At 42.0% G+C, this 21,304-nt stretch carries 17 protein-coding genes; 4 read left to right on the top strand and 13 right to left on the bottom strand.

What is annotated here, in order from left to right; genetic code table 11:
* Positions 1-102 precede the first annotated feature (102 nt).
* The 4 genes from AC4MDD_RS05875 to AC4MDD_RS05860 form a co-directional block, all read right to left on the bottom strand.
* Positions 103-1,560, bottom strand: coding sequence for an OmpA family protein (locus AC4MDD_RS05875; protein ID WP_491882421.1), 1,458 nt, complete (start codon positions 1,558-1,560; stop codon positions 103-105).
* A 160-nt stretch (positions 1,561-1,720) separates the two neighbouring features.
* Complete coding sequence (locus AC4MDD_RS05870) at positions 1,721-2,956, bottom strand: dihydroorotase (protein WP_114836822.1); 1,236 nt, start codon at positions 2,954-2,956, stop codon at positions 1,721-1,723.
* Between the two features lie 10 nt (positions 2,957-2,966).
* A complete protein-coding gene (locus tag AC4MDD_RS05865; protein WP_218288250.1) occupies positions 2,967-3,983 on the bottom strand; it encodes an aspartate carbamoyltransferase catalytic subunit in 1,017 nt (338 codons plus the stop codon).
* Positions 3,984-4,269: 286 nt separating this feature from the next.
* Complete coding sequence (locus AC4MDD_RS05860) at positions 4,270-4,623, bottom strand: hypothetical protein (RefSeq protein ID WP_004696191.1); 354 nt, start codon at positions 4,621-4,623, stop codon at positions 4,270-4,272.
* Between the two features lie 231 nt (positions 4,624-4,854).
* On the opposite strand from AC4MDD_RS05860, the gene rlmKL reads away from it, so the two are divergent.
* Entirely contained in the window at positions 4,855-7,059 is a 2,205-nt protein-coding gene (gene rlmKL / locus AC4MDD_RS05855; RefSeq protein ID WP_114836824.1) for a bifunctional 23S rRNA (guanine(2069)-N(7))-methyltransferase RlmK/23S rRNA (guanine(2445)-N(2))-methyltransferase RlmL, read from the top strand.
* 123 nt (positions 7,060-7,182) lie between these two features.
* On the opposite strand, the gene AC4MDD_RS05850 is transcribed toward rlmKL, so the two are convergent.
* The 4 genes from AC4MDD_RS05850 to AC4MDD_RS05835 all read right to left on the bottom strand — a co-directional run bounded on the left by AC4MDD_RS05850 (position 7,183) and on the right by AC4MDD_RS05835 (position 13,489).
* A complete protein-coding gene (locus AC4MDD_RS05850; protein WP_114836825.1) occupies positions 7,183-8,469 on the bottom strand; it encodes a DUF945 family protein in 1,287 nt (428 codons plus the stop codon).
* Positions 8,470-8,678: 209 nt separating this feature from the next.
* Complete coding sequence (locus tag AC4MDD_RS05845; RefSeq protein ID WP_039891156.1) at positions 8,679-9,980, bottom strand: IS4 family transposase; 1,302 nt, start codon at positions 9,978-9,980, stop codon at positions 8,679-8,681.
* A 116-nt stretch (positions 9,981-10,096) separates the two neighbouring features.
* Positions 10,097-12,676, bottom strand: a complete 2,580-nt coding sequence (gene clpB / locus AC4MDD_RS05840; RefSeq protein ID WP_114836826.1) for an ATP-dependent chaperone ClpB — start codon at positions 12,674-12,676, stop codon at positions 10,097-10,099.
* A 390-nt stretch (positions 12,677-13,066) separates the two neighbouring features.
* A complete protein-coding gene (locus tag AC4MDD_RS05835; RefSeq protein ID WP_004982311.1) occupies positions 13,067-13,489 on the bottom strand; it encodes an OsmC family protein in 423 nt (140 codons plus the stop codon).
* 147 nt (positions 13,490-13,636) lie between these two features.
* Between AC4MDD_RS05835 and crp the strand changes: the two genes are divergently transcribed.
* Together crp and AC4MDD_RS05825 are read left to right on the top strand one after the other, a co-directional pair.
* Positions 13,637-14,344 (top strand): cAMP-activated global transcriptional regulator CRP, encoded by a 708-nt coding sequence (gene crp / locus AC4MDD_RS05830; RefSeq protein ID WP_004696183.1) that lies wholly within the window; start codon positions 13,637-13,639, stop codon positions 14,342-14,344.
* A gap of 188 nt (positions 14,345-14,532) precedes the next feature.
* On the top strand, positions 14,533-15,582 hold the full coding sequence (locus tag AC4MDD_RS05825) for an NADP(H)-dependent aldo-keto reductase (protein ID WP_078388958.1): 1,050 nt from the start codon (positions 14,533-14,535) through the stop codon (positions 15,580-15,582).
* Positions 15,583-15,707: 125 nt separating this feature from the next.
* Here AC4MDD_RS05825 and AC4MDD_RS05820 read toward each other — a convergent pair whose 3' ends face one another.
* The 4 genes from AC4MDD_RS05820 to AC4MDD_RS05805 form a co-directional block, all read right to left on the bottom strand.
* Complete coding sequence (locus AC4MDD_RS05820) at positions 15,708-16,481, bottom strand: M48 family metallopeptidase (protein ID WP_004982314.1); 774 nt, start codon at positions 16,479-16,481, stop codon at positions 15,708-15,710.
* A gap of 186 nt (positions 16,482-16,667) precedes the next feature.
* Positions 16,668-16,973 carry a hypothetical protein gene (locus tag AC4MDD_RS05815; RefSeq protein WP_004696180.1) on the bottom strand — a complete coding sequence of 102 codons (306 nt, stop codon included), beginning with the start codon at positions 16,971-16,973 and terminating at the stop codon, positions 16,668-16,670.
* Between the two features lie 200 nt (positions 16,974-17,173).
* The gene (locus AC4MDD_RS05810) at positions 17,174-18,493 is read right to left on the bottom strand and encodes an adenylosuccinate synthase (protein ID WP_114836827.1); all 1,320 of its coding nucleotides are present in this window, start codon (positions 18,491-18,493) and stop codon (positions 17,174-17,176) included.
* Positions 18,494-18,562: 69 nt separating this feature from the next.
* Entirely contained in the window at positions 18,563-19,729 is a 1,167-nt protein-coding gene (locus tag AC4MDD_RS05805; protein ID WP_078388960.1) for an ATP phosphoribosyltransferase regulatory subunit, read from the bottom strand.
* Positions 19,730-20,158: 429 nt separating this feature from the next.
* On the opposite strand from AC4MDD_RS05805, the gene AC4MDD_RS05800 reads away from it, so the two are divergent.
* Positions 20,159-20,671, top strand: coding sequence for a hypothetical protein (locus AC4MDD_RS05800; protein ID WP_114836828.1), 513 nt, complete (start codon positions 20,159-20,161; stop codon positions 20,669-20,671).
* Between the two features lie 88 nt (positions 20,672-20,759).
* On the opposite strand, the gene AC4MDD_RS05795 is transcribed toward AC4MDD_RS05800, so the two are convergent.
* Positions 20,760-21,215, bottom strand: coding sequence for an Lrp/AsnC family transcriptional regulator (locus AC4MDD_RS05795; RefSeq protein WP_078426373.1), 456 nt, complete (start codon positions 21,213-21,215; stop codon positions 20,760-20,762).
* Between the last annotated feature and the right edge of the window lie 89 nt (positions 21,216-21,304).

Here is a 21,304-nt window from a genome sequence, read left to right as displayed (position 1 = left end):
ACCATAAGGCTGTTGTTTTTCGCAGCGTATTTAACCAAAAAATAAGCTTTTATGCGAGTATCTAAATAAAAGAACCCTGCCGTAGCAGGGTTAAAGTATCACTTAGTTGACCTTTTCTACACCACGTTCATCTACTTCACGCACCACACCAGAGTCTGTATTTAAAACCTCAAACTCGATACGGCGGTTTTTAAACTTACCTTCATCAGTTTGATTGTCTGCTATTGGCTTTTCTTGACCATAACCAATCGCTCGCAACTGCGCAGGATCGACGCCTTTAAAAATTAAATAATCCACCACCGCTTGTGCTCGATTTTGCGACAAGGTTTTATTGACTGCCGCATCTCCCGTTGCATCTGTATGCCCCATCACGGTTAGTTTGACTTGCGGTGCTTTTTGCATCAGTGCTGAGGCCTGATCCAAAATCGACTTATTGACATCAGGTATCGCCGATGAAGCTGTATCAAAGTTAATAATTTGCAAATTCAATGCCGTGGCAACGTCTAGTGCTCGAACTTGCTCAGGATTAATTTCTGCCAGCGCACGCTCAGCATCACTAATACTGGTATCCACAGCACGGTTTACATCCAGTGGTTGCTGAGTCACAACCGTCATATTGCGCAGTAAAGGTTTAATTTGATCTGCCACTTTAAGTGCATTGGCTGGATCTTGTGATTGAATCGATAACTGATTGCCAAACCATGTTAAATTTACATTGGGCACACCTTTCAACGCACTGATTACACTGGGTATCGCATCTTGATCAATAAATTCAGTGTGATACATACTCTGCATATCTGCACCACAACCGATGCTGTTATTAAAAATTTGCTTTACTTCTTTTTGTAAAATTTCAACATAAGCAGCATTGGCTGAGAAAATTTGGCAGGTGACCAAGTCTCCTGTTGCCCCAGTGGTGATTTGAAATTTAGCGGGTTGGCTGGCATTCACATTTGCAGCAGGTATTGTTTCAGTCGTGGCTTTGTCGGTACAGGCTCTAAAAATAAAAGCAAACAATGCCGCAAAAATAATTAAAGCCAAAATTGGCAGTAAAAATGACCGTTTCTCATCTACTTTTGTAGCATGTACACTTGTAGGCGCGACATGTGTAGCCTGTCCTTGTAAGGTATTTACCCCCAATCCAGCCAGTAATGCAGTTGCCCACTCAGGTAACGCACGACTAATGGAATCCGTGTTGACCTGTAGTAAATGGGAAATCGCTTCAGGTTCTGAAGAGCCTGCCTCTGTGGCTAAAAATGCTAATGCAGGTGTAATCGAACGGCTCAAGGTACTTTCAATTTCATCTGCGGGTGCTGCCCCGCGGACATGATCCAAAAACTGTTGCTTGAGACTGACATTCGATGCAAAAGCATCATTAAGACGTGGATTCAACTGCTGTTGAAATGCAGGAATCAGTTCAGACTTTGACTTTAATATAGACAGTAAAATTGGTAAAAAGGATTGAATTGCTTGATTTTTTTCAAGTAAATGTTGTGTATCACCCTCTAAAACAATTGCAGAGACATTTTGTTTTAGTAAATCCATAAAATCGACATTCATGAAGTCTTACCCCACTTTTTCTCATTGTTTTCATCATCATTTTCCAGTTTATCTGTTCATTTTTTACACTTTGTAAAATATTGTATTTGCATCAGTTTTACCTAGGCCCAATAAAAAAGCCAGCCGAAGCTGACTTTTTAATCCACGTTTAAGGCAATATTTAAGCTGCAAAAGTTTTTAGAACTTTTCCTTTCACCACTTGATTGATCAAAGGCGTATTTTTACCTTGCGACAAAATATTGTCTTTATTCACAATCCAGTCTAACTCAGGATCAACCAACACCCAACCAGCTTCAGCAGACCAACGTTCAAGCATATTGGCTACCGTGGCTGGTGCAATCGTGACTTTTTCGACCCATTCCAAAGGGCTAAATAAACCTTCACGCACCAATTGCACACCGAAAGTTACATAGGTATCAAAAGCGGTAATACCTGGCTGTGTTTCAGCAAATGGTGCAAGCTTTGCAGAGCTGCTCAGCGGTTCATGATGCGTACAAATCGCATCGATCACTCCACTTTTCACACCTTGGCGAAGGAGCTCTTTATCCGACTCAGCACGTAACGGAGGACGGACGTGTGCAAGTGAGTTAAAGCCATCAATCAGCTGATCTGTTAAATGCAGCTGATGCATCGCCACATCACATGTGACTGGCAGGCCTTTATCTTTGGCAATTTTGATCAAATCGACAGAAGCGCCTGTAGACAATAAGCCAAAGTGAGCACGAACACCCGTCGCTTCAATCATTAGCAAATACTTAGCAATGGCAATGGTTTCAGCAATCGCTGGGATGGTCGGTAAGCCCTGACGCGATGCCACAAAGCCCTCATGGACACAGCCATCTTTGGCAATTTGCGGTTCTTCGGCATAAAACACCACCGTCATACCAAGGCCTGCTGCGTATTCTAAAGTGCGCAGCACCACATCGTCATCTGCAAAAGGCGCATTGGCATTTGAAACTGCTTTACAACCGCCCTTTTTAAGACCCGCCATATTTGCAGGTTGCTTACCTTGTAAGCCTTGGGTTTGAGCACCAATCACTTCAAGATAAATACCGCCATCCAGCATCGCTTTTTCCATCAGACCATGAATCAAAGCACCATTGTCTTGCACAATCGGTTTTGAGTCTGGCGGTGTAAACACATGCAAAATACCATTTCCACGCGCAGCGCGACCTTCTGATTTTAATGTCCCGTGCTGCTGCTGACCTGGCTCACGTAGGCGTGCACATAAGTCCACCATCGTTGGTATCAACCACTTGCCTTGACCATCGATTGTTTCAGTGACATTGGCTGTTTCAGCAACCAACTTGCCATTTTCGATATACACCGTTTGAACCACATCTGTTTGATGAATTGGGTCAAGAACACGTACATTTTCAATTTTTACAACAGTCATGACTTATTCCTTATACCGCAATCGCGTCTAACAAACCTTGCTCTTGCAGTTGACCTTGCATTGCAAGCGCCAAAACTGCCATACGTACAGCAATCCCGTTGGTCACCTGATTTAAAATCACAGACTGCGGACCATCGGCAATACTGGAATCAATCTCTACACCACGGTTCATAGGCCCCGGATGCATAACGATGCAATCAGGTTTTGCCATCGCAAGACGTTCTTTGTTTAAACCGTACATTTTGTAGAATTCAGCTTGAGATGACAGCGCGGGCGAATCAATGCGTTCATTTTGAATGCGTAAGGTAATAATCACGTCGCAGTCTCGGATCCCTGCTTCCATGTTATTAAATAGACGTACGCCTTCGCCATATTCATCAAAGCCGTATGGCAATAGCGTGTTCGGTGCAATTACACGAATGTCTTTACATCCCAGTGTTTGTAATGCAGCAACATCTGAACGCGCCACGCGTGAGTGTTTAATATCACCAATAATGGCAATCGAAATATCTTCAAATTTCTTTTTGGTTTCACGGCGAATGGTCAGCATGTCCAACATAGCTTGTGTTGGATGTGCATGACGGCCATCACCTGCATTGATAATTGCAACATGCGGACAAACGGTTTGGGCAATAAAATGTGCCGCACCCGACGAAGAATGGCGTACCACAAAAATATCCGCAGCCATCGCTTCTAAGTTCCACAAAGTGTCTCTGAGCGTCTCCCCTTTGGAAGTACTTGAACGTGCGATATCAATATTTAATACATTTGCAGAAAGACGTTTTGCCGCTGCTTCAAAAGTGGTACGAGTACGGGTTGAGTTTTCAAAGAAAAGGTTCATTACCGTTCGACCTTCTAAGAGGTTGTTGGTAATCAGCTGATTTTGGTCATTAAAAAAGGACTGCGCGGTGTCCAATATTTTTGTAAGAGTTTCTTTAGAAAGACCTTCGATGGTGAGGAAGTGTTTGAGATGACCATCTTGGTTGAGTTGAATCTGACTCGGAGTATGCAATGCTGCCAAGTGCATGAGAGATTCCTTGTACGTTAAGTTAACGCATTATACAGATTTTCTTTTTGATTTGGACCTCAGTTTAAAACAATTGCCTTAATTATCATCGGCTTCAAAACTAAGATTATGAAATTCTTATCTATTATTTCAACCAGTTAAATTAAACCATCAAAGGCTAAATTAGCTAAATTCAGAGTTCATCAAATTGCTATAAATATCAATTCTATAGAGTTTCTTATCTCATTTATCCCAAGCGGACATTTAAAAAAGCTCTCTTGCGAGAGCGATCCAACTTCAGCGATTCTTATCGTAAAGCGCCAATATAGTGATGTGACACCTGGGCACGGTAGATTTCTTCTTCAGTGGCTTCCAACTCATGTCGTGTCGTGTCGACCTGTTTAGGTTTTTCAATCACGGCGGTTTCTTCATAGTTAAAAACATCCATGACACTGTCTAAACGACTCACCAATCGAATCAGTTCAGCATCTTCCGTACTTAAAGCAAGCTCTGCCATTTGACGTGCATAACTTGGATTTTCCACCAAATACATCACATCAATTACACGCCCCGATACACGGCGCAGACGTGCATAAAGTAAAGTTGCAATTGAAAAAGCATCAGCATGACTTACAACACCGCGATCTAACTTGGTCGACATATTCATCCCCTTTCAAGTGAAAAATATTTACTAACGATCTATCAGAAATCAGTCAGCAAATTAAACTTGCAAGGAATTAGCAAAATACGTACCAAAAACGTTATTGTTCACATGGTGATTCATTTATTTTGATATTTCCGCTGAGTAGAGGCATATTTAAAAAACCATTCAGAGGCAAAATACGTTAAACTTTAGCGAGTTTATTTTGTTTTATTTTGGTCTCTCAAATTTATGAAAACCGCTTCGCGTTTAAGCAGCTATTGGGTTACGTGTGCCGATGGCTTAGAAACCTTACTCCAAGAAGAATTAGAAGGTTTAGGTGTTCAAAACATTGAACGTTTTCCTGGGCGTTTAGTTTTCAAAGGTACACTGGAACATGCCTATCGCATTTGTATGTGGTCGCGTCTTGCGTCGCGTGTACTCACACCAATTCATGTCCATGAGCTGGAATTTAGCCATGACGCACGTGATGTTGCTGAAGAGCTCTACGAAGGTGCAATGAACTTTGATTGGTCACTGATTTTTGCACCACAAAGCACCTTCGCCGTTCGTTTACATATTGAACGTGAAATTAAGGTGAACAGCCAGTTTGCAACTTTACGTGTGAAAGACGGTATCGTCGATTCATTCATGGAAGCTGTGGGTAAGCGCCCAAGTATTGATATTAAGCAACCTGAAATTACCATTTATGCACTCGCAGGCAAAACTGAACACACCTACTGTTTAGACTTATCTGGTGATTCATTGCATAAACGTGGCTACCGTCGTTATATGACCGATGCCCCTATTAAAGAAAACTTAGCCGCTGCGATTTTACAAAAAGCCAAGCTTCTTGCAAAAAGACCCGATATTTTCCTTGACCCAATGTGTGGTTCAGGGACGTTCATTATTGAAGCATTGATGATGCTGACTGACCGCGCACCTGGTTTAGTTCGTCGTTTCGGTTTCAATGGCTGGAATGGCCATGACCATGATCTGTGGATGAGCATTAAAGCGGAAGCAGCCGATCGTCATCAAGCAGCGTTAGAGCAACCTTTACCAAAGTTCTATGCTTTCGATGCAGACTGGGAAGCAGTAAAAGCCACTAAGCAAAACATTATTGCTGCGGGTTTTGAGCGCCTACTAGACCAGATCCAAATCGAAGAACGGACTTTAGCAGACTGGCCAAACTTTGAAGCCGAAGGCAAAACAGCCTTTATTGTGACTAACCCACCTTATGGTGAGCGTTTAGGTGATAAAGCCTCAAACCGTGCTTTATATTTAGGCTTGTCCGCATTACTGCAAAAGAACTTCCCAAATCAAACCGCAGCCGTTATCGCCGCAGCCGTCGAGCAAGCCGATGTATTGGCGCTGAATGACCCACAAACCATGCGTTTGATGAATGGTAAACTCCCAATTTACGTACGTTCAGGTTCAGTTAAGCCAGTTGCAGTGATTAAGCCGTTCTTGGAAACATGGCAGCCGCAACAGTTTGAAGCAATTGAAGGCGCTGAAGACTTTGCTAACCGTTTACAAAAGAACATGCAGACCTTAAAGAAATGGGCTGTGAAAGAAAGCATTCACTGTTTACGTCTATATGATGCTGACCTCCCTGACTTTAATGTCGCGGTTGATTTGTATGGCGAACGTTTACATGTACAAGAATATGCGCCACCGAAAACAATCGATCCTGAAAAAGCCAAGAAACGTTTCAACCTTGCTTTACAGGCAATTCGTGCAGTAACTGGTCTTGGTCGTGACGCAATCTTTATCAAAACGCGTGCTCGCCAAGAAGGTAAAACTCAATATACCAAGCAAAGTACTGCTTCTAAGCGTTTTATCGTGCAGGAAGGCAAAGCGAAAATTTTAGTCAATCTAACCGATTACTTAGATACCGGCTTGTTCTTAGACCACCGTCAAATGCGTTTACGCATTGCACAAGAAGCGCGTGGTAAGCACTTCTTGAACCTGTATAGCTATACATCTACAGCCAGCTTACATGCAGCTTTAGGCGGTGCGGCAAGTACCACCAGCGTCGATCTTTCAAATACATATTTGAACTGGTCTAAAGAGAACTTCGTCTTGAACGGCTTAACAGTCGATCATGCCGATGAACAACATCAGTTCTTTGCCAGCGACTGTTTTGAGTGGTTAAAAGAAGGTCATGAACAGTATGAGCTGATCTTTATTGACCCTCCAACCTTCTCAAACTCGAAGAAATTCTACGGTACCTTTGATGTACAACGCGACCATTTATCATTGCTTAAACGTGCGATGAACCGTTTAACCACGGATGGTACCTTGTACTTCTCGAACAACTACCGTGGTTTTGAAATGGACGAAGAAATTTTGGCGTTCTTTGATGTTGAAGAAATTACCAATGAAACTATTGGGCCTGACTTCAAGCGCAATCAAAAAATCCACCGTGCGTGGAAAATTACCCATCCAAAAAACTAATGTACTGAAGATGAAGTACACGCAGGTCTTTCATCTTCACTAAATTATGTATTAGACAATGTTCAGATATAAAAAAGGGACGAAATACGTCCCTTTTATTATGTTAGATCATCATCTTTTACATTATTCAGTCAGGAAATTGGTTTGCCCATATTTGTAATCAACTGACATTTTCATGACATTCCCTTCACGTTTCACCTGCCCTGAACTCTGCATCGTCGAAAGCATGCTTTCGATCTCTTGATCAGACATGCTGATGCCTCCTTTTTGCAGATAATTATTCATGATGCGCGAGATCATATTTTTATCAAACTGAATATCTGCTCTGTATTCCATTAAACTCGGCATCATTTTCACCATACCCATCAGCGTCGATTGATGACTCGGCATAATACGCCCCGTCACACTCGCTTGTGCAACCCCTTCCCCGATAGCAAATTGGTTCTCTTTGGATTCAAAACGGAAACCTTCATTGATCACTGCCAATAAAGCAGGCTCCATATCTTTTTCCACGGCCTCTTTTGCCAAACAACTGTTTTCACTTTTCGCCACAATATCAAACAGCATCTGTAATTTTTGTCGGTTTACATCGAGCACATTAAAATTAAACTGTACGTTTTGGACTGCGGGTGCTGAAGGCATTTTCATTTCATCTAGACGCAATAACATTTCAGTGTTTACAACTCGATCTGTCAGTTCACTTTGCGTTTCTATACTAAAATTCTTCAGTTCAGCATTGATGGGTTTATTGATATTTCGATCTGACATTTTCAGCAGATCCATCTTAATTTTGGTTTCACCCGCCTCAAGATATTCACCATTGAGCCCTTGGTTGCTTTCTAGTTTTAACCCCACCATTTGCAAATGTATATTTGGATCGGTGACTGTTAAATTCGGAATTTCAAGCTGTAAATCCAGTATCTTTAACTGTTGTTCGATTGGTTTTGCACGAAACTTTAATGTCATCGGGTCTAATCTAGACTGGAGTTGAGCTTCATTGCGGGTAATCACTGGCGTAGTCAAGGTACTATTCAAAGTACCCAACCAATTCACTTTGCTTTGTACTTTAAGTGGTTCCTTCAACAAAGATTGAAGTGCGCCGGGTGCTTGCGTAATATTAATATCTGAACGAATCGCATATCCATTCCAACTCCGTTGAATATGATCCTGCCCCTTCAATTGGATCACTTCTTTCGGTTTACATGGGTCTAGGACTAATTCAGCGGTCCAGTTCGCACTGCCATTTAAAGCCCCCATTTGAAATTGTTGATATTGCAACTTTAAATCATTCGATTGTTTGGTGCTGTGTTGATAATAAGCCTTCAAGCTTTTATCCGCATAAAGATTCCCCCCTACTGCGACCACAGCAAGCGTAAGTACGCCTCCAATACCCCACTTCAATTGAGTCATTTCTTCTATCTCAAGTTGTTTGTTTTTTATTAAAATAAATTATAAAGAGAATCTTTAAATAAAGATAATTGTTTTGCAAATAAATCACTTAGATGCCATACCCATCACATAAATGTGAAAACTTACGTCACATTTTGGCTTAAAAATGTCAGCTTTTAACATTTCTATCCCGCAATAAAAAACCCAGCCGAAGCTGTAATGCCAGTCAGTTAAGAAATTGACTGGCATTTTCTTGGGTACTTTTGAGGCTTTATTTTGACGACTCTAGGGCATTGCCTTGATCTTCTTTCAGGCAAAACAAACATTTTAGACTGTTCCAGCAAACGCTCTAAATGCTTGGGCAAATTCCCTGCCGATTCCAGCGGAGTATGCCTTAATATATTGATAATGCTGATTGAAGCAATATGGAAACTGATACGCAAAGGGCTGACTTTCGCCCGTTGAGCCATAAATTTCATTTGCCTTCTAAGAATATTATAAGCAATCAATACACCCCATAATTCCTGATACACCAATTCAGGCTGCTTGCTTCTTAAATGCATCCCATCTTGCAGGTCGCTCTTGATTTCACGGTAGCACATCTCGATTTCCCAGCGCTGAGCATACAGCGTACTGACCTCTTCCAGAGGATAAGCCTTTGAATCTAATAATGATGTAACGTATCGTCTAACCCTTCCAGACTGTTCAGTTTCAATCAGGCGGGCTTCCCAATAGTCACCTAAATCCGGATTCAGTTTCTTCGCTCTTGGAGAAACAGGCATTCTGATTTGAAAGTCATGCGCTGAGTTTTTCCTGATAATTTCATAGCGCAGATTGTCTTTAGCCCGCATAAGCCAATGGCAGTTTTCCCGAGACTGCCACCCTGATAAGAAATCAGCAGAGAAGTAGGCCCGGTCAAATAAAGTCAGGCTATTTGCAGGCACTTTCAATTTCTTCGCTAAAGTCAGCTCGCCTTGATCCATACTTCCAATCCCGGCATCAATCACTTCATGAGTATTGGTGTTGATCAGGCAAACCGCTCTGGCTTGCGGCCAAGGTGCTGCTATCGTTTTGCCTTTGGAAGAACCGAAGTGCCTGAAGTTCTCATCTGTGTGGGGCATGGACCAGACGGCTCCATCTACAGCGCAGATGCTTAGGCCATGAAAGGCGGAATATTGCGGCTGAGAATCTTCAAACCATGTCTGACTCAGTGTATTGAACAGGACATTTAAAGGCTCCAGACCCAAGCGCTGTCTGGCCTGCACTGATGCGCTTGGGGCGCAGCTTTCAGCCGTGCCAAAAACCAGCTGCAGCTGCTGAACAACATACCAGATGGGCTGGTCGCGGAACAATGCAAGTCCAATAACTAGCCATACAGCATGCTCTGCGGGGAGTTTTCTTTTTCTGACCGATGCTTTCCCGGTCCGTTTTAAACAGTCTTCAATCCAGTTTAAATCAATTAATTCGCTAAAATTAGAAAGTGAAGGAGCTGTCTGCTGAAATGCTGAACTTAAATTCTGAGAAAAAGTCATAAAAAAATGAGCGTATCTGGATACGCTCATTTTTACCGCATTTCAGCTATTTTGTCTTAACTGATCAGCATTAAGCCGAAGCTGGGTTTTTTAGTTTCAATGAACCATTTACACGATTAACTCATTTTCACTTTGTCAAAGCTCAACTGACCATCTTGTGCAGTGATCATAATATTGTCTCCAGCCACATAGTAACCAGACAATATTTTTTGAGCTAAGTTGTTTTCAACCTGTTGTTGGATGGCACGTTTCAATGGGCGTGCACCGTATACAGGGTCAAAACCAGCGTCAATCAATAAGTCAAAGGCTTGATCATCCACCGTTAAGCGCATATCTTTTTCAACCAAACGATCACGTAAACGATCCAATTGGATATCGGCAATACCACGAATTTGTGCTTTTTTGAGTGAATGGAAGACCACTAATTCATCAATACGGTTGATAAATTCTGGACGGAAATGTTGCGTCACGGCATTCATCACCACAGCTCGCACTTCTTCATCCAAAGGATTATCACCCAACTCACGCACATCACTCGAACCTAAGTTCGATGTCATGACAATCACGGTATTTTTAAAGTCAACCACGCGACCTTGCGAATCCGTTAAGCGACCATCATCCAACACTTGGAGCAAGATGTTAAACACATCGGGGTGTGCTTTTTCCACTTCATCGAACAGCACGACACTATACGGTTTACGGCGTACAGCTTCGGTTAGCACACCACCTTCTTCATAGCCGACATAACCAGGAGGCGCACCCACCAAACGGCTGACAGAGTGTTTTTCCATAAACTCGGACATGTCGATACGAATCATGGCATCGTCACTATCAAACAAGAAGTTTGCCAGTGCTTTGGTCAACTCTGTTTTACCAACACCAGTTGGGCCTAAAAATAAGAACGAGCCGCTCGGTCGGTTCGGATCAGATAAGCCAGCACGCGAACGGCGAACCGCATTGGATACTGCAACCACAGCATCATCCTGCCCAACGACACGGTTATGTAAGAACTCTTCCATATGGAGAAGTTTCTCACGTTCACCTTGCATCATTTTGGCCACTGGAATACCCGTAGCAGCACTAACGACTTCTGCAATTTCATTGTCAGTGACTTTGTTACGCAGTAGTTTTGGCTCTTCTTTTTCCTCAACGACTTCTTCTTCATTGAGACGCTTTTCCAGCTCTGGAATCACACCATACTGAAGACGCGACATTTCGCCCAAGTCATTTTCACGCTGTGCTTTTTGCAGCGCAATACGCGCCTGATCCAATTCAGCTTGAACTTGTTTGGTACCTTCAACTAAGGTTTTTTCAGCTTTCCAAACTTCTTCTAGATCATTGTATTCGCGTTGAACTTCACTGATTTGCTTTTCAAGATGAGCAACTTCCGCACGACTACCTGCATCTTCATCTTTTTTCACTGCTTCAAGTTGCAGTTTCAATTGAATCAAACGACGTTCAAGTTTATCCAAAGCTTCTGGCTTAGAGTCCAGCTCCATTTTAATACGAGAAGCCGCTTCATCAATCAAATCAATCGCTTTATCAGGCAATTGACGGTCGGTGATATAACGATGTGACATTTTCGCTGCTGCAATGATGGCAGAGTCTAAAATTTTCACACCATGGTGCACTTCATAGCGCTCTTTCAAACCACGTAAAATCGCAATGGTGTCTTCCACACTTGGCTCATCGACCAACACTTTTTGGAAGCGACGCTCTAGCGCAGCATCTTTCTCAATGTACTGACGATATTCATCTAATGTGGTTGCACCAACACAGCGTAACTCACCACGTGCCAGAGCAGGTTTCAACATATTACCTGCATCCATTGCACCATCGCCTTTACCTGCGCCCACCAATGTATGTAATTCATCAATAAACAAAATGACTTCACCATCTTGTTTAGACAAATCTTTCAGTACTGCTTTTAAGCGCTCTTCAAACTCGCCGCGGTATTTGGCACCTGCAAGCAATGAACCCAAATCTAAGGATAAAACACGTTTACCTTGTAAGCTTTCAGGCACTTCACGGTTAATAATCCGCTGTGCTAAGCCCTCAACAATGGCTGTTTTACCCACCCCGGGTTCACCAATCAACACTGGGTTATTTTTGGTACGACGCGACAAAACTTGAATGGTACGACGAATCTCGTCATCACGCCCAATCACAGGATCTAACTTACCTGCAAGTGCGCGTTCAGTTAAATCAATGGTGTATTTATTCAGAGAATCACGTTGATCTTCATGATTGTTGCTCATGACTTTCTCATCACCTCGAATTTTTAAAATGACTTTGCGTAAGCTGTCTGCTTGTACGCCCACACTGTTGAGTAGCGTTTTAGTTGCCCCCACTTCGGTCAAGGCTTGCATCACCCAATCGGTAGACAAAAACTCATCGCCTGCTTTTTGCGCGAAGCTATCTGCCAAATTCAGTGCTTTGACTGCCTCTGAACTTAAGTTGACGTCCCCTGTAGGATTTGTCAGTGTTGGTGCATCAGCTAGCGCTTGTTTTAATTTGCTTTGTAAAGCAGGTAAATTGGCACCCGCTTGTTGCAACAAACTCAGATTGGAGGTTTCATCTAACAATGTTGATAAGATATGAATACCTTCAATTGCGGTATGGTCTTTCCCCACTGCAAGTGATTGAGCATCTGAGAGAGCTTGCTGTAAGCGGTTTGTGAATTTTTCAAATCGCATTCTTGTTTTCCTCACAATAAATTTCGAACTTGATGGATATATGGGAACAATTGCTCAAAATTCAATTCAAATTTAATTAATTTTTCTACATTTTAACTTATTTTTCATTAGTTTATCTTAATAATAAACTCATAAGACTGGGTTATAATATGGGTCTTCTCCCTCTTATTTTCAAGCGCCAACCTAGATTATTTATGTATTAAAGACCACGACGACCTATCAATCAGTGACAACCAAAATCATTTGATCAATTATTAATCAAACAAGCAACGCATTTTTCTATTTATTCGTGTGATGAATTGTGTCCCAGTTTACGGAATCAAAACAAAAGCGTGAAGCATGAAAAAGGCCGATCACCAGATCAGCCTCAAATGACTTAAAAGTCAGCGTTTAATTTGCTTCAATAATCTCAAAATCATGGGTGATTTCAACCCCACCATCCATCAACATTTTGCTCGCAGAACAGTACTTTTCTGCCGATAATTCCACAGCTTTTGCGACTTGTTTTTCCTTCACCGCATGACCCGTAATCACGAAATGTAAGTGGATTTTTGTGAACACTGCAGGGATGCTATCTGCCCGCTCTGCCTTGAGTTCACAGCGTACATCGGTAATTTCTTGGCGTGATTTTTTAAGTATGGTCACGATGTCAAAAGAGGCACAACCACCCAGTCCTGTCAGGATCAATTCCATTGGTCTTGGACCACGGTTTTCACCACCATATTCTGGCGATCCATCCATGATAACACTGTGACCACTTTGAGTTTTTGCTTCGAAAGCAACATTCTCTAACCAATGAACAGTTGTTTGCATTGCAAGTACCTAAAAAAAGCTATAGATTGACGAAGTGACTGTACACTAACATAAATTGAGTTGATAAGGAATTTCAGCTCTGACTGTGTGACAAGTTCACCCTAGGTCTGTGCGATCTATATTTTATCCATTTTCGGAACCGTTAGCATGACTTCAAGCTTTTCACAATTAAGCACTGATGCGCTGTCTCCAGGTCAACTCCCCGAGTCAGTCAAAGCATTATTAAAACGCGCATATATTAATCGTTATCCTAAGCGTACAACCATCGTAGATGCAGGCTCAGAATCTAAATCTTTATATTTGATTTTAAAAGGTTCGGTCTCCATTATTCTGCGTGAAGACGATGAACGTGAAATCGTAGTCGCTTATTTAAATGCGGGTGATTTTTTTGGGGAAATGGGTCTATTCGAAGCAAACTCACAACGTACTGCAGAAGTGCGTACCCGTGATGTCTGCGAAATTGCTGAAGTGACTTATGAAAACTTCCATGAGCTCAGCAAACAATACCCTGACCTGAGCTATGCAGTATTTGCACAGCTGGTACGCCGTCTAAAAAATACCACTCGCAAAGTGACTGACCTTGCATTTATCGATGTTTCAGGTCGTATTGCACGTTGCCTAATCGACCTATCTTCGCAACCTGAAGCGATGATTTTACCAAATGGCCGCCAAATTCGTATTACGCGTCAAGAGATTGGACGTATTGTCGGTTGTTCACGTGAAATGGTTGGTCGTGTTTTAAAAACACTCGAAGAGCAAGGCATGATCGAAACTGATGGTAAAGCCATCTTAATTTTCGATGCCTCTTTAGAAGAGTCAAAAGCGAATGCTGATGACTATGAAGACGAAGAATAAGCCGTTTTTCTTCGTAGCTGATACAGCCAAAAGCAAATCTTAGGATTTGCTTTTTTTTATGTCTTTAAATCTGCTTCTGCTTTGACAAAATCATGACAAACTTTGTAAAAATAGTGATTTAACCTACTGGGCATAACTGTGTAACCTAATTCGACCGAAAAAATGCAGTCCATAAAAGGAAATGTTGAATGCAATTTAAACCCTTAGCCGATACAGGTATTTTGGTTCCTGAAATTTGTCTCGGCACCATGACCTTTGGTGAGCAAAACACTCAAGCTGAAGCCTTTGAGCAACTTGACTATGCTTTGGCGCAAGGCATTAACTTTTGGGACACTGCGGAAATGTACCCTGTTCCTCCAAAACCTGAAACCCAAGGTGCAACCGAAAGTATTATTGGCCAATGGATTGCCCAGCGCGGCGGTCGAGACAAGCTATTTCTAGCCTCTAAAATTGCGGGGCCATCGCAAGGTGGTAGTCATATTCGTGATGGACAGACTCGTTTTAATGCAACCGATATTTCTTCTGCACTAGATGGCAACCTAAAGCGTTTACAGACCGATTATATTGATTTATATCAGCTACACTGGCCACAGCGCCCAACCAACTTTTTCGGAAAATTAGGCTATGAAAACAGTGAAGCCCATAACACGCAAACCGTGACCTCTTTGCAAGAAACACTACAAGCATTAGAAACAGAGATTCAAAAAGGGCGTATTCGTTATATTGGCTTATCTAATGAGACGCCATGGGGCACTATGAAGTTTCTACAGATTGCAGAACAGCTTGGTCTATCTAAATTTGTCAGTGTGCAAAACCCATATAGCCTATTGAACCGTACTTATGAAATTGGTATGTCGGAAATTGCGAAATATGAAGGCATTGGTTTACTCGCCTATTCCCCACTCGCTTTTGGCTATCTCACAGGTAAATTCCGCAATGGTGCACGCCCAGCCAATGCTCGAGTAACGCTTTTCAGCCGCTTTAGTCGTTATAGCAACCCAGAGAGTGAATGGGCAACAGAACAGTATGCGCAACTGGCTGAACGACATGGTTTAACACCGACACAACTGGCTTTAGCCTTTATCAAGCAGCAATTTTTTGTGACCAGTACGATTATTGGGGCGACCAACTTAGACCAGTTGAAAGAAAATATTCAAGCTTTTGAGATTGATTTATCCGAAGATGTTTTACAGGGTATTCAAGCTATTCATCAGCAACAACCTAATCCTGCGCCATAGATATTTCTTATATTAGCTGTTCAGGTGAAGCACTACTTCACCTGTCACAAATAATTGATGATTTTCAAAATCATCAACTGATATTAAAAAAGGACGCCTTGGCGTCCTTTTTTATTCAAAACGAATTAACGTCTTTGATTATAAACCGCTTGAGCAGCGGCTAAGTTCTTACGCATTGCTTCAATACGTTGACTATTTGAGGGGTGCGTCGACAGGAATGAAGAACCGCCTGCTCCATCGAGCTTATTCATTTTTTCCCACAGACTAATTGCGGCTTGAGGGTTATAGCCTGCTTTAGCCATCAACATTAAACCACCTTGGTCTGCACGACTTTCTAGGCTACGTGAGTATGGCAAGCCAATACCAATTTGACTACCTAGCTGTGCTGCTGCCGAACCCGTTTGACCTACACCTGCTGCACTTAGACCAATTCCCAATGCCAAATCCGTTAATGCCTGCGCACCAACCTTACTCTTCGAGTGCTCTTCTAAAGCATGCACCATCTCATGTCCCATCACCGCTGCAATTTCAGCATCAGTTAGGTTCAATTTATCTACAATACCTGTGTAGAACACCACCTTACCACCAGGTGCAACATAGGCGTTGACCTGATTTGACTTAAGTACTGCCAACTGCCAGTCAAATTTCGTTCCAGTTTGATTCATTTGATCGGCATATGGCTTTAAGCGATTGAATACACCATAAATACGCTTATAGGTCGTAGATGAGGTATCTAAGGTCTTTGTGCTTCGCGCTTCATTCACAGTTTTGTTGAAGCCTTGGGTTGCTGCTGCATTTAATGTTGCAGTGTCTGCACCTGCCACTTCCGCAAAAGTTGCACAACCTGAAATTGTAACCACACTTGCTGCACACAAACTCATTAATATTTTATTTTTCATTATTGCTTAACTCCATCCATCTCAAAGCATTTTACATAATGTGCTGAATTATATTGAATAGATTTAAATTGTTAAATATCATCACCACGTTTTATCATAGCAATTATGTAAAAATATCTTCACAATTAAGCACAATAAGCCAAATTTCCGCGCTAGAGCGATATCTACACACCACCTTAAACCTAGTTACATAAACTGAATCAAAAGCCAATAAACCAAACACAGAATATTTAAACCCAAATACAGGTGGCTTAAAGGTTCAATTTTTTCCTCAAGGGTCGCACTTTTACGCTTCGCGAACAGGAATGCATTTTGGAGCAGTATGATCGGCACTAAGATACAAGCAATAATCACAGACAATCCAATGAGCGCACTATAAATCACGTCTGGATCGGTGGTTTGCCCTTGAATAATCATCATCGCGATTGTTGGCGCACCACCCATAGCAAAAAGTAGTGAGTAAAAAATAGTTCCCGCGATATTCTTTTGCATCCTGCCTGCTCATCTGTTTATTGTGCATTTTATTCTAACAAGCACTTATACATTATGTCGTGCTTATTCATGCAACTTTAGTCGGGAAAATCATTCCAGCTCAGTAGCTTAAATCAACAGCAGTAATGCTCATGCACAGATGTACCGCACAAATAAAAAACCCTGTACGAGACAGGGTTTTTTACTCAATGCTTTATCGCTTAAGCGTCAAATGGATGACGTAAAACAATCGTTTCTTCACGGTCTGGACCTGTAGAAATGATATCGATTGGGCATTCGATTAATTGTTCAATGCGTTTTACATAGTTGATCGCTGCTTGTGGCAATTGATCCATTGATTTCGCACCAAAGGTAGACTCAGACCAACCTGGCATTGTTTCATAAATTGGTTTTAAAGTTTCAAATGCAAGCGCATCAGAAGAACCAACACAACCAGAATCCGCTGCTTCGTAACCTACGCAGATTTTCACTTCTTCTAAACCGTCAAGAACATCAAGTTTAGTTAAGCAAATACCTGAAAGTGAGTTTACGTCTACAGAACGACGAAGGATTTCAGCATCGAACCAACCACAACGACGTTGACGACCTGTAGAAGCGCCAAATTCAGAACCTACAGTCCCTAAGTGCTTACCAATCGCATCACCTACGTCATTTGCAGCGTCATAAACCAACTCAGTTGGGAACGGACCTGCACCTACACGTGTTGTATATGCTTTGGTAATACCCAATACATAGTCAAGATGTAATGGCCCCAAACCAGAACCTGAGCTTACGCCACCAGCAGTCGTATTTGAAGACGTTACATACGGATATGTACCATGGTCAACATCTAGAAGTGAACCTTGAGCACCTTCAAACATGATGTTGTCACCGTTTTTACGGTAATTATGCAGCTCTGTAGTGACATCAATCACAAGTGGTGCAACCACTTCACGCCATTGATCACACAGCGCAAGTACATCTTCTAATTTAACTGCTTCTACGCCGTAGAATTGTGTTAATTGGAAGTTATGGTATTCAAGAAGTTCAGTTAACTGAGCTTTAAGATGCTCGCCACCACGAACCAAATCTGCAACACGAATTGCACGGCGTGCAACTTTGTCTTCATACGCAGGGCCAATACCACGACCAGTGGTACCAATTTTCGCATTACCACGCTTGATTTCACGCGCTTGGTCAAGTGCAATATGGTTTGGCAAAATCAGTGGACAGTTCGGAGAAATACGTAGACGTTCTTTAACTGGTACGCCTTCTTTTTCAAGAATGTCCATCTCTTTGATGAGCGCTGCAGGAGAAAGTACCACACCATTACCAATTAAGCACAGTACGTTTTCACGTAAAATACCAGATGGAATGAGGTGTAATACAGTTTTCTTACCACCAACGACAAGTGTATGACCTGCGTTATGTCCGCCTTGATAACGAACGACCGCAGCCGCTTGATCTGTGAGCAGGTCGACGATTTTACCTTTACCTTCGTCGCCCCATTGGGTACCGAGTACCACAACATTCTTGCCCATAATAGCCTCATTGCATCATGCTGTTAAAATTGAAGAACTTCTCAGGTTTTAGCTTACCTGAAGAAGTGATTAAATCTGTTCTACAGTCCATTGGCCTGCAACATTCACCAACTGGTGCGTTGCATATGGAAGCGTAGTTAAATCATCCTGCCCCAAAAGTTGAATCACGCTCATGCCCTGAGCACGCGTGTGTTCAATCGCTTGGATCAAATCTGTTTGAGTACCTTTGGGTGCAACCACAAGACTGTTTTGCTGAAAACGACCTGCACTAAGTGCATATAAGTCACAACTAAAGCCTGTTGCTGGACGTGCACGCCCAAAGTGCTCACCAATTCCGTCATAACGTCCACCTTGTGCCAATGGCGCAGCACGGTTTGGTGCATAAACGGCATACATTAAGCCCGTATGGTAGTGATACGAACGTAGCTCAACCACATCAATACCCATCTGAAGATTTGGCCAACGTGCTTGAATCTCAGATTGTGTAGTTTTTAATGCATCAAAAGCGTGCTTAAATTCAGCATCGGCAATGACTTCTGCACTTAAATGCGTTTGCAAGGCAGCTAAGTCACTTGCATAACGACCTAAAGTATAAAAGTCTGCACCAAAGTTTAAATCTTGGGTAAATTCAGCCAATTCTGGCAGAGCTTTACGTTGGTATAAATCAGAGAGTTGACGTTCAGTCGCTTTGTTTAAACCCGCAACTTTCACCATACTACGGAATAAACCCACATGGCCTAAATCCAAATGGATACCGTCTGCAAAACCTGTTTTTTCAAGCAGGCTGATCATCACATCAATCAGTTCCACATCGGCATCAATGCTGTCTGAACCAAATAGCTCAGCACCTAACTGCAAAGGTGTACGCGTGGTATTAAAGCCTTGTGGTTTGGTATGTAGGACTGTTCCTGCATAGCAATAACGAGCAACGCCTTCAACTGGATGTACATGCGCATCAATACGAGCCACTTGTGGTGTCATATCGGCACGCACACCAAGTAAACGACCAGAAAGCTGATCAATCACTTTAAAAGTGGCTAAGTCTAAATCTTGATTCGATTCTGAAAGAGAAGATAACGATTCGATGTATTCAATGAATGGCGTGTACACCAACTGATAACCTCGAGTTGCGAGGAAATCTAATGCTTGACGACGCAAAGTTTCAATCACTTGCGCCTGTTCTGGTAGTACATCAGCTACACCATCAGGTAATAACCATGTCTCTGAAATGGGCATGTTGTAAACCTAAAATCTTGTCTGCGCGGAACGAATCCGCATAAAAAAATCGGGGCACACCCGATTTCTCTTAGTCTATCACGATACAATGTGCTGTGCATTAGACAATTTCGGAAAATTTAATTTATCGTTTCGATGTCATCGTTAACAACTTTATAAATTCTTACCGATTTTGAGCGAGCCATTCAAAACATGGCTTTAGACAATGCCTAAGTATCAGAATCAATAATATTAACTCATCCTAGTGCTCTGCACAGATTGGAAAAATTCATTTAAGACTTTGTTTTATATTTTATTTCCAATTATACCTGTGCTTGCACAAAAGGCACATTCTTTTATACTTCAGCTCAATTTAACAGCAACAATAAATACAACGGCGTTATACAGATAACACTTTTAATCACATATTTTTTACTTGGGGAAAATTCGATGGAAATGCATAGCAACTTATATTACAGGCATGCAGATGCTCAAATCATGTCAAAGTTAGACCGATTATTTCAAGAACATCGCGGCGATGCGAGTCAATTTACGGCTTTAGTCTGTGACATCAATCCAGAACATGGCGCTGAACTGGCCGAAGATATTTTAAATACCGTCGATAATATCGAGTTTGACTTAGGTCCTGAATCACTATACTCCCTCGCGGGTTATTCCATCGCACACTTTGTCCATGGTTCATCAGGTGATGAGTTCATGGAAGCGATTTTATTCTTCCTGAAAGCCTTGCTTCCAGACATCCATGCGCAAGCATGGGGTTGCGGTGATGATGATCCTTGGGAGTTTTGGTTCAAATTTGAAGGTGATGAACTGGTTCGTGAAGATGATGAACCTCTAAATGACCCTGAAGAAGATGAAGAAATTAAAGCCAGTATTTATGCATGGTGGCACGCAGATCTGCCTAAAGAAATTAAAGAAGGCTTTTTAAACGAAGAGTCATAACATCCTAAGTAGCATGACTAGAGTACAAGTCTTATCACTTTGAGTCATGCTGCCAGATTCATAGGCGATTTCACTATCAACTTTTGAGCTACCAAATCGGCAGTTCTGTGGTTTGTTTGATATTTTGCAATGGAATTTCTGTTTTAATACTTTGTATATTGGGGATTTTATTTAGACGATGGATTTGAAACTGTCGATAGGCGTCTAAGTCTGCAACCACAATACGTAAAAAGAAATCACAATCCCCTGCCATTAAATGACACTCGACCACTTCAGGAACTTCACGAATCGATTCAACAAATTGGTTCACCGTTTGCGGATCCTGACTCTTTAGCCAAATGCGTGCAAACACGGTCAATCGCAGATTCACTTTAGCAGGATCTACCAAAGCCACATAAGCCCGAATAATCCCGTCTTCTTCTAGTTGTCTTACTCGTCTTAAACACGGTGAGGCAGACAGTCCAATGCGCTGAGCCAACTCATTATTTTGAAGTTTTCCGTCGGTTTGTAGTACTTGCAATATCCGCTTATCTGTTTGATCCATAAATTCCATCCTTAAAGCATAATTTTGCTCAGACTTAACCAATCACAGCATATTATTCCAAACAATCTCTATATTAAGCTAAATAAAGC

The sequence above is a fragment of the Acinetobacter sp. CAU_H_29a_1 genome, from assembly GCF_058599505.1.
The sequence above is the reverse complement of the archived record's forward strand: the minus strand, read 5'-3'. Positions and strand labels throughout refer to the sequence as shown.